At 62.4% G+C, this 15225-nt stretch carries 10 protein-coding genes; 4 read left to right on the forward strand and 6 right to left on the reverse strand.

The features are described from left to right. Nucleotides 1-383: 383 nt before the first annotated feature. The 4 genes from QM649_RS16680 to QM649_RS16695 all read left to right on the forward strand — a co-directional run bounded on the left by QM649_RS16680 (nucleotide 384) and on the right by QM649_RS16695 (nucleotide 6974). Entirely contained in the window at nucleotides 384-1469 is a 1086-nt protein-coding gene (locus tag QM649_RS16680) for a tetratricopeptide repeat protein (protein WP_415200196.1), read from the forward strand. Nucleotides 1470-1645: 176 nt separating this feature from the next. Next, nucleotides 1646-2866, forward strand: a complete 1221-nt coding sequence (locus QM649_RS16685) for a glycoside hydrolase family 27 protein (protein WP_415200197.1) — start codon at nucleotides 1646-1648, stop codon at nucleotides 2864-2866. Nucleotides 2867-2996: 130 nt separating this feature from the next. Further along, on the forward strand, nucleotides 2997-4289 hold the full coding sequence (locus QM649_RS16690; protein WP_415200198.1) for an MFS transporter: 1293 nt from the start codon (nucleotides 2997-2999) through the stop codon (nucleotides 4287-4289). 177 nt (nucleotides 4290-4466) lie between these two features. Then, nucleotides 4467-6974 carry a 2-oxoglutarate dehydrogenase E1 component gene (locus QM649_RS16695; RefSeq protein WP_415200199.1) on the forward strand — a complete coding sequence of 836 codons (2508 nt, stop codon included), beginning with the start codon at nucleotides 4467-4469 and terminating at the stop codon, nucleotides 6972-6974. A gap of 66 nt (nucleotides 6975-7040) precedes the next feature. Here QM649_RS16695 and QM649_RS16700 read toward each other — a convergent pair whose 3' ends face one another. The 6 genes from QM649_RS16700 to QM649_RS16725 all read right to left on the reverse strand — a co-directional run bounded on the left by QM649_RS16700 (nucleotide 7041) and on the right by QM649_RS16725 (nucleotide 15224). Further along, nucleotides 7041-8192 (reverse strand): acyltransferase family protein, encoded by a 1152-nt coding sequence (locus QM649_RS16700; protein ID WP_415200200.1) that lies wholly within the window; start codon nucleotides 8190-8192, stop codon nucleotides 7041-7043. Between the two features lie 103 nt (nucleotides 8193-8295). Then, nucleotides 8296-9654, reverse strand: a complete 1359-nt coding sequence (locus QM649_RS16705; RefSeq protein ID WP_415200201.1) for an amidohydrolase family protein — start codon at nucleotides 9652-9654, stop codon at nucleotides 8296-8298. Further along, the gene (locus QM649_RS16710; protein ID WP_415200202.1) at nucleotides 9654-10907 is read right to left on the reverse strand and encodes an amidohydrolase; all 1254 of its coding nucleotides are present in this window, start codon (nucleotides 10905-10907) and stop codon (nucleotides 9654-9656) included. Before QM649_RS16710 ends, QM649_RS16705 begins: the two co-directional genes overlap by 1 nt. Nucleotides 10908-11171: 264 nt before the next feature. Then, on the reverse strand, nucleotides 11172-11531 hold the full coding sequence (locus QM649_RS16715) for a spore germination protein GerW family protein (protein WP_415200203.1): 360 nt from the start codon (nucleotides 11529-11531) through the stop codon (nucleotides 11172-11174). Between the two features lie 244 nt (nucleotides 11532-11775). Continuing rightward, nucleotides 11776-13359: a ribulokinase gene (locus QM649_RS16720; RefSeq protein ID WP_415200204.1), complete on the reverse strand. Its 1584-nt coding sequence runs from the start codon at nucleotides 13357-13359 to the stop codon at nucleotides 11776-11778. Nucleotides 13360-13802: 443 nt separating this feature from the next. Beyond that, entirely contained in the window at nucleotides 13803-15224 is a 1422-nt protein-coding gene (locus QM649_RS16725) for an L-fucose/L-arabinose isomerase family protein (protein ID WP_415200205.1), read from the reverse strand. Nucleotide 15225 lies beyond the last annotated feature (1 nt).

A 15225-nucleotide genomic window follows, 5' to 3' on the forward strand; every position in this document is an offset into this window, starting at 1 on the left:
CTGGGATTCTGACCTCCCGCCCAAGCGGAGCTTGGACGGGGCACCCTGATTCTCGCCGGATGGGAGAACCGCAGGTTCCTCCACTTCGCGCCCCCCTGGGCCGCTTCGGTCGGAATGACAGGATTGTTGTCGGGACGTTGTGAACCCACGCCTCAGAGTCGAGCGTGGGGCACCCGGCTGATGGAAATGCCGAGATTTGATCTTCCCCACTCAAGCCGACTTCGGGCTTGAATGGGCCACCGGCTGATGCTCGCTGGTTGAGGAACTGCAGGTTCCTCCGCTTTGCTCCCTTTGGTCGCTCCGGTCGGAATGACAAAGAGGGAGTGTAGGCGCGTGCGGCATTCGTTGCAGTGTAAGCTTCGGTTGCGATGAGGAAGCTGGTTTTGCAGCGTGTCTGTTTGTGGCTGGGTCTGTTGTCGCTGGCGTGGCCGGTGCAGGGTTTGATATGGGCGCAGGCTGGCGTATCCAGCTCTGATGAGCAGAGTTTCGACGTGCAGGGCGTGGCGCAGATGCGCGCTGGAAAGTACTTCGCGGCGCAGGAGCTCTTCGAGCAGGCGCTGCGGTCCGGGTTTCCGGACGATGCGCATCGGGCTGTTGTGGAGACGCATCTGGGGGAATCGCTTGCGGCGCAGCGTCTGCATGAAGACGCGATGAAGGCCTTCGAGACGGCGTTGTCGCTCGATGCGCAGAACAAAGAGGCGCAGGCGGGCGAGGTGCGGTCGGCGGTGCAGGCGGCGCTGGCCGCGCGCGCGGCCGGCGATCAGGATGGCGCGCTGGCCAAGCTGGTGCAGGGACGCAAGGCCGTGCCGGGCAGCGTGGAGCTGATGCTGGACTTCGGCATCCAGGCCGAGGCGATGCGGATTTACAAGGATGCAGACGCGGCGCTGAACCAGGCGCATGGGCTGGAGCCGGAGAATCTGACGGTGCTGTACGCGCTGGCGCGTGTGGAACTCGATGAACAGAAGATGCCGCAGGCCGAGGCGCACTTTCGCGAGTATCTGAAGGCGAAGCCGGATGATGCTTCGGCGCATTACGGGCTTGGACATCTTCTGCACATGGAGCTGAAAGACGAAGAGGCGAAGGTGGAGCTGGAGAAGTCCATCGCGTTGCAGCCGAGGCAGACCGAGGCCTACTACCAGCTGGGGGAAATCGCGCTTGCGATGCATGAAGACGCGGAGGCGAAGGCCGACTATGCGAAGGTTCTGGCCGAGGATCCGCACCACGGCGGCGCGGTGACGGGGATGGGCATCCTCGCGTTTCGCGCGAAGGATAACGCCGAGGCGGAGAAATATCTGAAGCAGGCGGTGGTGGATGCGTCGGATTATCCGACGGCGCACCGCTACTACGCGATGCTGCTCGATCGTATGGGCGATCATGCGCAGGCCGAGCAGGAGATGGGCTTGGCGAAGCAGCTCACGGAGGAGCAGAATCGGCTGGCGCACGGGTACGAAATCCAGACCCCGCAGTAGGGGTGAAAAAAAGCTGGACGCCCGGGCATGTAGACGTTTACAAAGTAAACGAATCCATAAGCGAACTAAGACGAAACTAAACGTAATAGGAGTGCAGCATGAGGATGCAGGGCTTTCTGCGTGGGTTTGCAGTAACGATTGTAAGCGCTTGCCTGGCTGGGCAGCTCAGTGTGGCGATGGCGGAATCTCCAGCCGACGCGGGTGTCGCGGCCACGCCGCCGATGGGTTGGAACAGCTGGAATCACTTTGCCGAACGGGTAACGGATGCCGATGTGCGCGCAGCGGCGGATGCGCTGGTCTCAAGCGGTATGCGCGACGCCGGCTACGTCTACGTGAACATCGACGACACGTGGGAGGGGCAGCGCGACGCGCAGGGCGTGATCCACACGAACAGCAAGTTTCCTGACATGAAGGCCCTTGCCGACTATGTGCACTCGAAGGGGTTGAAGCTGGGGATCTATTCTTCACCGGGGCCGAAGACCTGCGCCGGTTACGAGGGCAGCTACGGGCACGAGGCGCAGGATGCAAAGAGCTATGCCGAGTGGGGCATCGACTACCTGAAGTATGACAAGTGTAGTTTCGGGGACGTGATCCGGAAAGAGGCGGGGAACGACCACGCGAAGGCCTTCGCGATGGAAAAGGCTGCTTACAAGAAGATGCACGATGCGCTGGCAGCGACGGGCCGTCCGATCCTCTTCAGCCTGTGCCAGTACGGTGACAACGATGTGTGGGAGTGGGGCGCGGAGGTTGGCGGGAATGCGTGGCGCACGACCGGCGACATCAACGACAGCTATACGCGCATGGCGGAGATCGGCTTCTCACAGCTGGTGATGGCGCGCTATGCCGGGCCCGGGCACTGGAACGATCCGGACATGTTGGAGATCGGCAACGGCGGCATGACAGAGGAGGAGTACCGGCAGCACATGACGCTGTGGGTGATGCTGGCCGCTCCGCTGCTGGCGGGCAATGACCTGAGCAAGATGTCGAAGGAGACGCTGGCGCTGCTGACGAACAAGGAAGTGATCGCTGTCGACCAGGACAAGGCTGGCATCCAGGGCACGCGGGCCTGGGCCGAAGGGTCGCTCGAAGTGTGGCGGAAGCCGCTGAGCGGCGGCGCGATCGCCGTGGCGCTGTTCAATCGCTCGGCGAAGCCGCAGAGCATCACACTCGATTTGAAGACGGCGTTTCTCGGTGAGGATGCGAAGCTGCGTAATCTTTGGACGGGTGAGAATGTTGTCGTCGCGGGCGATAAGTATGTGACGACAATCCCGGGGCATGGAGCGGTGCTGCTGAAGGGAACTCCGGCGAAGCTTCCGGTTGCCGATTGCTCCGGTGGCGTGTGGAATGAGCATCTCGGCTTCCCGTGCCGGAATTCGATGAGTCCAAGGGGGCAGTAACGGCAAAGGACTCTGTATGCGTGCGGGAAGGGCAGTCAGGTGAGACATATGCTGGTTGGATCTGTAACTGTGACTGTATCTTTCCCCAAAGCGCTCGTCCTTCATGGATCATGGCGTGGAGGAGCATCGCGTGGCAGCGAAGCCTGATGTGTTTCCGGGCATCGATGCCACGTCGCTGCTGCGCCGTGTCTCCTGGCGGCTCATGCCGTTCCTGTTTGCGCTGTACGTGTGCGCGTATCTCGACCGTGTAAACCTGAGTTTTGCGGCGCTCTCGATACGGCGGGAGCTGGGATTTTCCGACTCGGTGTACGGTGCGGGCGCGGGGCTGTTCTTCTTGAGCTACGCGCTGTTTGAAGTGCCGGCGAACCTGGTGTTGCTACGGCTGGGGCCGCGGCGGTGGATCGCGCTGATCATGACGGCGTGGGGTGTGCTTTCGACGGCGATGGCGCTGGTGCATTCGCCGGGGAGTTTCTACCTGATCCGCTTTCTGCTGGGTGCGGCGGAGGCCGGATTCTTTCCCGGAATTCTTCTATATCTGACCTATTGGTTTCCGGCCCATGCACGGGCTCGTGCGGTGGCGCGATTCATGACGGCGACGGCCGTTGCGGGGATCGTCGGCGCTCCGCTTTCCACGTTGCTGCTGCGGCTGAACGGGGTGGCGCATCTTGCCGGGTGGAAGTGGTTGTTTATCGGCGAGGGGCTGCCGTCGATTGTGCTGGGGCTGTGCGTGCTGCGTATGCTTACGGATCGGCCTGAGGATGCGACGTGGCTCAATGCGGAGGAGAAGCGCTGGCTGCTGGCGGCCGTGCGTGCGCATGAGGATGCGGCGTCCGGACGGAGCGAGACGCACCTGCTGCATGCATTTGGGAATGCGGCGGTGTGGGTGCTGGCTTCCATTTACTTTGCGATCTCGGTCGCGCTTTACGGGTTGAGCCTGTGGCTTCCGGTGATGGTGAAGAGCCTTTCGCATGCGTCCGACCTGCGCGTGGTAATGCTGACGGCTGTGCCGTATCTGCTGGCGGCGGTGGCGATGCTGGGGACGGCCCGGAGTTCCGACCGGACGGGCGAGCGGCGATGGCACCTGGCTGGCTGCCTGATGCTGGGCGCGGTGGCGTTTGGTGTCTGCGCGACGGCCGGGCATCCGCTGATCGCGGTGACGGCGCTGTTTGTTTCCGCGATGGGTGTGTGGGGAGGGTTCGGACCCTTTTGGGCGATGCCGACGGCGCGGTTAAAGGGCGAGGCAGCGGCGGGCGGGATTGCGCTGATCAACTCGATTGGGGCGGTGGGTGGATTCTGTGGACCGTACCTGATGGGGAGGGTAAGCGATGCCACGCACAGCTTCCGGGCCGGATTGCTGGTGTGCGGCGGGCTGATGGCGGTGGCGGCGGTCGTCGCCTCAAGGCTGAGAATGGAGCCCAGATGAGACGAGTGAGCCTGAGGCGCAGTAACAGAATCGATACATCCGCTGATTCGATAGAAGTTAGCGACTAACGTGCTTTTGCGAGAGTAGAATTGTAGTCGCGATGCAGGGCGTGGCCGATTTCGCGTCGAAAGAGTGTGATTCCGACGCGGCAGCGCGCTCCTGCCGAAAAGAATCCTTATGACTCCGACGAATCTCTCCTCCGACGCCGCTCCGACACAAATTTCGCAACGCAAATACATTTTCGACTCCTTCCGCCGGTGGGGGTACCTCAAGGCCCAGCTTGATCCGCTGGGCCAATATCTTGCTCCGGAAAAGGTTGCGGAGCTTGAGTTTACGGGTCCCGACGCCGAAGAGGCCGCGGGCTACTACTGCTCGACGGTGGGCGCCGAGTTCATGCACATTCCTTCGGCTGAGCGGCGGCAGTGGCTGGCCGAGCGGCTGGAGACGAATCCGCTGGCGGTGGACGAGGCGGCGCAGCAGCGCATTCTCGAACTGCTGACGCGCGCGGATATCTTTGAGCAGACGATTCAGTCGCGTTATCTCGGCACGAAGCGCTTTTCGCTCGAAGGCGTGACGGCACTGATCCCGTTCCTCGACGAGCTGCTGAACCGGGCTTCGGAGTTCGGCGCGCAGAAGTCGGTAATGGGCATGAGCCATCGCGGTCGCCTGAGCGTGATGGTGAACACCTTCGGAAAGTCGGCGGCGGATATCTTCTCGAAGTTCGAGGATGTGGACCCGCGCAGCATCCTGGGCGGCGGCGATGTGAAGTATCACGTGGGCGCGACGGGCACCTTCCTGGCGCGGAATGGCGAGACGGTATCGCTGCACCTGGTGTCAAACCCGAGCCATCTTGAGGCGGTCGATCCGGTGGCGATGGGACGCGCGAAGGCGAAGCAGGCGCGCTACGGCGCGGACGGCGTATCGCGAGTGCTGCCGGTGATCATCCACGGCGACGCGGCGTTTGCGGGACAGGGCATCTGGGCAGAGACGATGAACCTGGCGTCGATCGACGGTTACTCGGTGGGCGGCTCGATCCAGATCGTGGTGAACAACCTGATCGGCTTTACGGCGGAACCGGAAGAGTCGAACTCGACGCGTTTTGCGACCGACCTCGCGAAGCGCCTCAATGTACCGATCTTCCACGTGAACGCGGAGGATCCGGAGGCGGTAGTGCGGATTGCCGCACTCGCGGCCGAGTACCGGCACACCTTCCACAGCGATGTGGTGGTGGACCTGATCGGCTATCGCCGTCATGGACATTCGGAAGTGGACGATCCGACGATCACGCAGCCCCTGCGTTATGCGCGCATCAAGAACCATCCGCCGCTCTATGAGATCTACGCGAAGAAGATCGGCGCGGATCTTGCGGGCCGCGTGAAGGAGCTGCAGGCGGAGTTCGGTGAGGCACAGAAGCAGGCCAAGGGCATGCAGAAGATGCCGACGCTGGCGAAGATGCCGGAATACTGGGCTGCGTATAAAGGCGGCCCGTTCAAGCCGGAGTATGAGGCGGAGACCGGCATTTCGCGCGAGGAGATTGGCGCGCTGGCTACCGGTCTGACGACGTATCCCTCCGACTTCCATATCCATCCGAAGATTGCGAAGCTGCTGGAGCAGCGTGCGGAGATGGGCCAGGGCAAGCGGCCCTTCGATTACGGCATGGCCGAGGCTCTGGCCTTCGGCTCGCTGGTGAAGGGCGGAACGCCGGTTCGCCTGAGCGGACAGGATTCGCAGCGCGGCACCTTCAATCAGCGGCACTCGGTGCTGATCGATATTGAGAACGAGCAGGCCTACATTCCTCTGAATCATCTGTCGGAGGATCAGGCGCAGTATGAGGCGTACAACTCGATGCTTTCAGAGGCCGGCGTGATGGGCTTCGAGTACGGGTATAGCCGCGACTACCCTGAGACGCTGGTTCTGTGGGAGGCGCAGTTCGGTGACTTCGCGAACGGCGCGCAGATTGTTATCGACCAGTTCCTCTCGGCGGCTGAGGACAAGTGGGGCCTGCTGAGCGGTCTCGCGCTGCTGCTGCCGCACGGCTACGAAGGCCAGGGACCGGAGCACTCGAGCGCACGCGTGGAGCGCTACCTGCAGCTGACCGCGCACGATAATATCCAGGTGTGCCAGCCTTCGACGGCTGCGCAGTATTTCCACCTGCTGCGCCGGCAGGCTCTGCGCAAGTGGCGCAAGCCGCTGGTGGTCTTTACGCCGAAGAGCATGCTGCGCCATCCGGACGCGGTTTCGCCGATCGAAGCCTTCTCGGTGCCGTACTTCCAGAATGTGCTGCCGGAGACGGAGATCAAGGATGCGAAGCGGCTGCTGGTGTGCACGGGCAAGATCGGCCACGAGCTGCGCGTGGAGCGTGCGAAGCGCGGAGACAACACGACGGGTATTCTCTTCCTCGAGCAGCTCTATCCGTTCCCGGAAGCGGAGCTGATTGCCGCGATCGAGGCGCATCCCAATGCGCACGAAGTGGTGTGGGTGCAGGAAGAGCCGCAGAACATGGGCGCGCAGTGGTTCGTGATGCCGCGGCTGCGGCGGCTGGCGCGCAATCGCCAGGTGCTCAGCATCAAGCGCTCAGAAGCAGCGAGTCCGGCAACGGGTTCTCCGAAGGCGCACGAGATGGAGCAGAAGACACTCATCGAGCTGGCGCTGAGCTCGGGTCTGCAGGAGAAGGTGGCTCGCTAACTTATCCTGATGCGAAAATGGAAGAGCCCACAGCTTTGGCTGTGGGCTTTCTCTTTGGGAAGACGTTCAGCCTGCATGTGTGAAGGCTTCGTGCTGCGGGAAGAGGCGCTTGAGGCGCAGGATGGGCTTTTCGAATCCGTGCCAGAGGATTGTGGCCACCGCGAGGCAGACGAAGAAGCGGACAACGACGATCAGCAGATTGGCCGTTCGAAAGCCGGCGATGGCCGTGTGATCGATGAAGATGTCGAAGCCGCCGATCCAGATGATGACCGGCATGTGGGTGAGATAGAAGCCGTAGCTGATGCGGCCGAGCCATGGTAGCGGGCCTCCGCGCAGTGACTGGGCCGCGGGGTTGCGCGCGCCTGAGCCTGCGAGCGCGAGGAGCACGACGCCTGCGAAGCCAAGGGCGATGAAGGAATCGAGCAGGGCTGGTGCGCGATGTGCCAGCGTGATGGCAGCTGCGCTGATGGTGATGGCCGCGCCGCCTGCGATGAGCCAATGCCGGCGGGTGATGCGCGCGGTGAGAATGCCGATGGCCAGCAGGCTCCCGATGGCGATGGCGTCGAGATGGAGCAGCGTGTGTTGCGGATTGAGGCGGTGGCCGATGGTGCCGCGGATGACAGGTGAGAGCGCGAGCACGGCGACCAGGCCGGTTGCGAGAATTTTCGGTGATGGGATGAAGCGGACGATGGGCGCCCAGAGCCAGTAGAACTGCTCTTCAATGGCGAGCGACCAGGTTGGCTGCAGGGCGCCTGCGATCGATGTGTGGAAGAGGTTCTGCAGGAAAAGGCACAGAGAAAGGATGGTGACGCCGTGAGAGATGCCGGGCAGCAGGGGATCGTGTAATCCGGACGGACCCAGGAAGCAGACTGCGAGGATCAGCGCATAGAGCGGCAGCACGCGCAGCGCACGGCGGGCGTAGAAATTCCTGAAGTATCCGTCGGGATTCGAGCGTGCGCGGAGCAGGATGGCGGTGATGAGGTATCCGGAGAGTACGAAGAAGAGGTTGACGCCGGACCATCCCCACTGTGCGGGCCGCATCAGCAGGGTGCCTGCGAGGCGCGGTTGGCAGTGGTGCAGGAAGACGGCGAGTACAGCGATGCCGCGTAGGCCATCGAGCTCCGGAATCTTCTTCGGAAGCCAATCGGGCTGCGCGACGCGGTGGAGCGTCGGCTGTATTGTGATCGTTGTATTCGCCGACTCCGGCCGCTTCGCCATATGTCCCACTTTACCGGCTTTATTCTCCGTAGAACTGCAGACGGGAAAGCGCCCTCCCATGACATACACGAGAGGGCGCTTTCTTTTTGCGGCATCAGGCGAATTATTGCTTTGTATATTCGTCCCGCAGGCGAGTTTGCCGCGAAACCATGGGAATCGCGTGGCCTTCGATGTAGACCTGCTTCACGTCGGTGCGGACGTCGAGCGGGTCTCCGTTGGCGATAACGACGTTGGCAGTCTTGCCGACATCGAGCGAGCCGAGCTTGTCGGCGACGCCGAAGATCTCGGCCGGATTGAGGGTGATGGCCTTGAGCGCCTCGTCGTAGGGCAGGCCGTAGGCGACGGCGTATCCGGCAGCATACGGCAGGTTGCGATCGAAGCCGCCGCTGGGTCCGCCTCCGGCTCCGGATGAAGAGAAGGCGATTTTGACGCCGCGCTTGTAAAGCTCGGCGGGCAGCGAGTAGACGGCGTCATAGCGTTCGTTCGGATCGGGGAAATCGTAGATCGGTCCGACGATGACAGGCACCTTGTAGGAGGCAACCTTGTCGAGCACGTCCTGCGTGTGCGTGAGGTGATTGAGAACGACCTTAAGGTGAAACTGCTCAGCGATCTGCATGGCGACCTCGACCTCGTAGCCCTGATCGGCAGCGAGGATGACAGGCTTCTCACCACGCAGATACGGCAGCAACGCCTCGGATTTCATATCCAGCTTGGGTTCAGTCGGCTTCGAATCCTTCTTGTCGCCCTTCTCCCACTTCGCGAGCATCGTCTCATATTCCGACTTCGAGGCGGCATATTCCTGCGCGTCGATCAGTGTCTGCCGGAGCTGCTCGGCGAGGCCCATGCGCGTAGAGGGGAACTTGCCGTGGCGGCGCTGATCGCCGGAGAAGTTGATGGGTAGCGCGACGTCCTTGCCGAGGATCATCTGATCGCGATCGCGCCCGGCGAGCTGGATGAAGATGTCCTGGCCGGGCATCGAGTCTTCCGACGCAGGCGCGACGATGGCGTTGGTGATGCCGTTGAGGCGGGTGACGGGAATGTGTTCGGTCTCGGCGTGGAAGGCGTCGTAGACATGCATGTTGGGGAAGATCTCGTCGGAGGTTTCGACGAGATCGTTCGAGGCGTCGTCGGCTTCAATCTCGGAGAGACCGAGCGAAGTCTCCGCGTCGATGAGACCGGGGTAGACGGTCATGCCGTGCGCGTCCACGACCTGCGCGCCTTCGGGGATCTTGACCGATGTGGATGCGCCAACGGCTGCGATTTTTCCGTTGGAGAGAACGAGCGTGCCGTCCTCGATGGTGCCGTGAGTGATGGTGAGCAGTTTGCCGTGGGTGATGGCGACAGCTGGCGCGGGCGTGGCGAGATCGACGACGGGCGCGGATTGTGCATAGAGCGATCCAAACGGGAATGCGGTCGCAAGTGTAACCGTGGCGATGACAGATAGGCGCGAGCGGTTCTGCATTAGTTGCCTCCTTCATCGTCGACGTTGGTGCCGTCTTCGCCACCGAAGCCGTGGGCTTCGTGCATGGCGCCGGAGAAGTGCGTGGTGCCGAAGCCGGGAAGGCTGTCATCGAAGAAGAGATCGCCGTCGATGTAGACCTTTTCGGCGCGCGCGTAGGTGGAGAGTGGGTCCGTATTCCAGATGACGAGATCGGCGTCCTTACCGGTATCAATGGAGCCGACCTTATCGTCGACGCCGATGATCCATGCGGGGTTGAGGGTGATCATCCGGAGTGCGTCTTCCTCACTGACACCGCCGTAGCGGATCATTTTTCCGGCCTCCTGGTTGAGGCGGCGGATGTGGTCGTTGGAGTCGCTCTTGAGGGCGACGCGGATGCCTGCTTTTTCACTCATCGCAGCATTCCACGGGATCGCGTCCCAGGCTTCATCCTTGTAGCCCCACCAGTCGGCGAAGGTGGCGATGGCGGTGCCGGTGGGCGCGATCTGGTCGGCAACCTTGTACATCTCGAGCGCATGATGGAAGGCGCGGATCTTGTAGCCGTACTCTTTGGCAATGGCTTCTTCGGTGAGGAACTCGTCGGCGCGGTAGCAGTGGATCTGCACGTAGAGTTTGCCGCGGAGCACGTCGGCGAGGGCTTCGAGTTTCAGGTCCTTGGCGGGCGGCGTGACGTCCTTATCGCCCTTGGCAACCTTGGCGTTGTACTCATCCCATTTGGCCATGTAGGCCTTGGCATCTTCGAACGACTGACGCATGACTTCGAAGTTACCCATGCGGGTGGAGGGCAGCTGGCCGCGGCCTCCATAGACGCGCTTGGGGTTTTCGCCGCTGGCGAACTTGATGGAGCCGGGCGCGTTGGGGAAGAGCATCTGATCGCGCGAGAAGCCGAACTTGTTCTTGATGACGACGGCCTGGCCGCCGATCATGTTGGCCGAGCCGTGGAGCAGCAGTTCCGTGGTGACGCCGCCGGCGAGGGCCTGGTAGAGCGCCTTGTCGCGATTGTCGAAGGCGTCGATCATCATCATGCTCGGAGTCACGGGGCTGGTCGCCTCGTTGACATCATTGCTGAGGGCCGAGTGCGAGTGGGGATCGACGATGCCGGGGGTGAGGAACTTGCCGGTGGCATCGATCTTGACGGCATCGGTGGGCGCGCTGACGGTGGCGCCGTAGCCGGCGATCTTGCCGTCGTGAATCCAGACGCTGCCGTGCTCGATGGTGCCGTGGGTGACGGTCATCACAGTGGCATTTGAGATCACGAAATCATGCGGGGGCGGTGTAGCGGACTGGGCGAGGGCTGTGGCGGTCGCAGCCAGGGGCAGTATCAAAAATACGGGGGCGAGCGGAAATTTCATCGACGGAGGAATGGGACGTTCCCCTTTGCGATTGGATTGTGGTGCTGGATGGGCCGAGTATAGCGGGGAGATTGTTTCGGGTGGTAGGGAAATCTGGAAAGCAGGGTATGGGGGGAGGGGATAGGGTGTAGTTCTGTGCGCTGGTTGCTGGAATCGTAACTGATATGGTTACGATCTCGGACGATGTTTGCGCCGTCCGAAAAGGATGCCGACGGTGATGCCGGTGGCGATTGCGAGGCCCAGCTTTCTCCGGCTGGTGATGGGGACGAAGGTGGTGCCGTGGTCGCTGACGTCGATGACGCCGACGGGAATGGCGCGGACGCCGCAGCCTCCACCTCCGCCTTCTCCCTGCGCGCTGGCGTTGCCGACGCCTCCTGTGCCTGCGCCCGCGCCGTATCCATAAACAACCTTGGCGACGGGGATGACGGTGTGACCCTGGGCGGTGATGGGATCGCCGTAGATGGTTTTGACGCCGGCCTGGCCGAGGATGTTTTCCTTGAGAGACTGCAGGAGGGCGACGCTGCTCATCGGGAAGCTCCTTTGGCAGCCATTATGCGCCTGTTCGTGGGAGACAGGCGCATAATGCGCTGCCCACGCCGCAGAAATTCAGGGCGTTGGACTTTGGAGGTCTTCTTGTATCTGGCCCAGCAGCGGTGGCTTGAGTGGGCCGCCCGGAGGCTTCCAGAAATCTCTACTTACTTGGGAGTTCACGGTGCCCCACCCATGCCAATTGCTGGCATGGATGGGGCACCCGGATCTATCGCCGCCGCGACTACTCGTGGCCGAGGACTTCGGCTGAGATCTTCCGCAGTTCGGGGAGAACATCACCGAGAGCGACCGGAGGAGCGTCTTTCGTGCCGAGGCCGAAGTAGACCTTGCGGTAGAGGGTGAAGAGGCGGTCATAGATGGCCGCGGCTTCGGGGTTCGGGGTGTAGGTGATGTAGTCGAGGCACATCGCTTTCTGCGCTTCTTCGATGGAGGCGAAGACGCCAGCGGCGAGTTGCGCGAAGATGCCGGAGCCGAGGCTGGTGGGGATGCCCGCGGGCACGAGGACCGGCTTGTTGAAGACGTCGGCGTAGATCTGGTTGAGCACCTTGTTATGCTGCGGGATACCCCCGGCGTTGATGACGCGCTCGACCGGCACGCCGTTCTCAGCCGTGCGCTCAAGGATAATGCGGGTATGGAAGGCGGTGCCTTCGATGGCGGCGTGGAGCTCGTCCTGCGCGGTGTGGATGAGGTTCCAGCCGAGGGTGACGCCGCCGAGCTCGGAGTTGACGAGCACGGTGCGGTCGCCGTTGTCCCAGCTGAGGCGGAGCAGGCCGGTTTGCCCGGCGCGATAGGTTTCGAGGCCCTTCGACAGGTCGGAGACCTTTGTGCCCGCGCGGCGGGCGATGGCTTCGAAGATGTCTCCGGTGGCGGAGAGGCCGGCTTCGACGCCAGTGTACTGCGGATGAACGGAGCCTGGAACGACGCCGCAGACGCCGGGCACGAGGACCGTACGCTTCTCCATGGCGATGATGCAGGTGGAGGTGCCGACGACGTTGACGACGTCGCCCTCGCGGCAGCCCGCGCCGATGGCGTCCCAGTGCGCGTCGAAAGCGCCGACGGGGATGGGGATGCCGGTCTTGAGACCCATGCGCTCGGCCCAGTGCGGCGCGAGGTGGCCGGCGACCTTGTCCGATGTTAAGTATTCGCCGTCGAAGCGCTCACGGATGCCGTCGAAGAGGGGATCGAGCCTGGAGAGGAACTCCTGCGGCGGAAGGCCGCCCCACTTGGGGTTCCAGAGCCACTTGTGGCCCATGGCGCAGACGCTGCGCTTCACCTTGGTTGCATCGTCGATGCCGGCGAGCGTGGCGGCGACCATGTCGCAGTGCTCGAAGGCGGTGTAGAACTGCTCGCGCTTTGCGGGGTTATGGCGCAGCCAGTGGAGGAGCTTGGCGAAGCCCCATTCGTGGGAGTAGACGCCGCCGCACCATTCGATGGCTTCGAGCTGTCCTGCATGGGCAAGCGAAGTGATTTCCTGGGCCTCACGCTTTGCGCGGTGATCGCACCAGAGGTAGTAGTCGTCGAGGGGCTGGACCTGCTTGTCGACGAAGATGACGGAGGAGCCGGTGGTGTCGAGGGCGATGGACTCGATGAGCGAGCCGTCGATGCCCGCGTCGGCGATGGCCTTCTGCGTGGCTTTCACGAGCGCTTCCATCTGGTCGTGATGCGACTGCGTGGCGTAGTCGGGATCTTCGCGCTTGCGGTGAAGAGGGTATTCGGCGGAGGCGGTGCTGAGCCGGCCTTTGGTGCTGTCAAGCAGGGTTACGCGAACGCTGAGGGTTCCGAAATCGACGCCGGCTACGATGGCCACGGTGCTTCTCCTTGAGGGTGCGAGTGCTTCAGAAAACGTTTTATCACCTGGAGGGGTGGGAGGGCCAGTGGCGAGGTTGCTCGCGGAGCTGTGTCTTCGCTGCGAAGAGGTCGTGCATGCCCACTCAAGCCAACTTCGGGCTTGAATGGGCACCGTCGGGGTTGTGTTTTCCCACGTCTCAGAAGCGAGACGTGGGGCACCCGGATGTATTTTCCCGCCCAAGCGGAGCTTGGACGGGCACCCGGATCCTCGCTCATGCAGAGAACCGCAGGTTCCTCCACCGCGCTCGCCTTTGGCTCGCTCCGGTCGGAATGACAAATTTTGAGGAGAAAAAGGAAGGACCTTCGGTTGGAATGACAACTCATCTACAGAAGGTGCACTGACAGTAAAAGGCCCGCTCGCCTTTCGGCTTGCGGGCCCTTTGTCGCAGTCTCGGTTACAGATTACTCTTCCGGCTGTGCGTGATAGTGCATGTCCCAGCCGAGGTACTTGGTTGCGGCCTCGTAGACGGGGCTGGCGACCTTGGAGAAGTTGGCGGCGACGTGATGTTCGAAACCCTGCTCGCAGATGTAGCGGAGGAGCTTTTGCATCTTGGGGATCTGCACCACGCCCGCTCCGCCGAAGGTCTCGAGCGGATCGTTGGTGAACGCGCCTTCGCCAACATAGCCGCGGATCTTGCCGGTGTAGTCGTCGGTCGAGAAGCGGAGGTAGGACATGTCTCCGGCCTTGACGCGGCCGACGCAGGTGCCGAAGGTGTTCTCAATGCCGACCGTGCCCGCGATGATGGCCTGATAGTCCATCGTGACTTCCGTGAAGAAGTGCTTGGGCAGGTTCGAGCAGTGGAAGCAGACGGCCTTGTTCGGGTCTTCGCCGTAGTTGTTGTTCCAGTCGAGCAGGGCGCTCGGGGTTTCCGAGGCGAGCGCGAGGCCGTACATGCTGAGCACGCCGACGACGTCGACTTCGCAGGCCGAGGAGAAGAGATTCTCGCTCATCATGCTCATGACGGTGCAGGGCACGACGCCGAAGTACTCTTCGAGCGAGGTCCAGCACTGGATGGCGCTGATGGTGCAGTAGGTCTCCTTCATCCAGGTGTCGATGACGGCGCCGAGCTTGGACATCTTGAGCAGCGCGGATTCGGGCACGGAGCCGGTGGGGACGTAGGCCTTGATGGCGGCGAGCTTGGCCTGGGTGACGTCATCGGTGTCCTTGAGGCGATCGATGCGGCCGAGAACTTCGGAGAGGTCGAGGGTTTCGACGGAGATACCGGCGCGCTCGAGCTGCTTTTCGCTGTAGCGGACGGTGTTGAAGGCCGCGGGGCGCGCGCCGAGGGCGCCGATGCGGAGATTCTTGAAGCCGCCAACCACGCGGCAGACAGCGGAGAACCAGGCGAGATCCTTCTTGAAGGCTTCCGAGCTGGGCGAGACCGTGTGCTGCGCCGTCAGCGAGTAGGGAATGCCGTACTGCATGAGGTTGTTACAGGCCGACATCTTGCCGCAGAAGCTGTCGCGGCGGTTGGCGATCTTCATGATGTCGGTGCGGTCGGGCGTGGCCTGAACGAGAACCGGAACCTTGAGGCCGGAAAGGCGGATGGCGTCGACGATGGCGCGCTCTTCGCCGAAGTTTGGCAGGGTGACGATGATGCCGTCGATTTCTTCGTTGTGCTTCTTGAAGAGCTCGGCGCAGTGGCGGGCGTCTTCCGGGGTCTGGACAGCGCCGTGCTGGGTCTGCTCTGGCGAGAGCACGATGGATTTGTAACCGTTGGCATCAAGAACCTTGATGATCTCTTCGCGGCCCTCCTTGGCGAGGTGGTGAGGGAAAAATCCGCGGCTGCCGACGATGACTCCGTAGGTAAGTTGCTTTTTCATA

The sequence above is a fragment of the Silvibacterium sp. genome (genome assembly GCF_047605705.1).
GTDB lineage: Bacteria > Acidobacteriota > Terriglobia > Terriglobales > Acidobacteriaceae > Silvibacterium.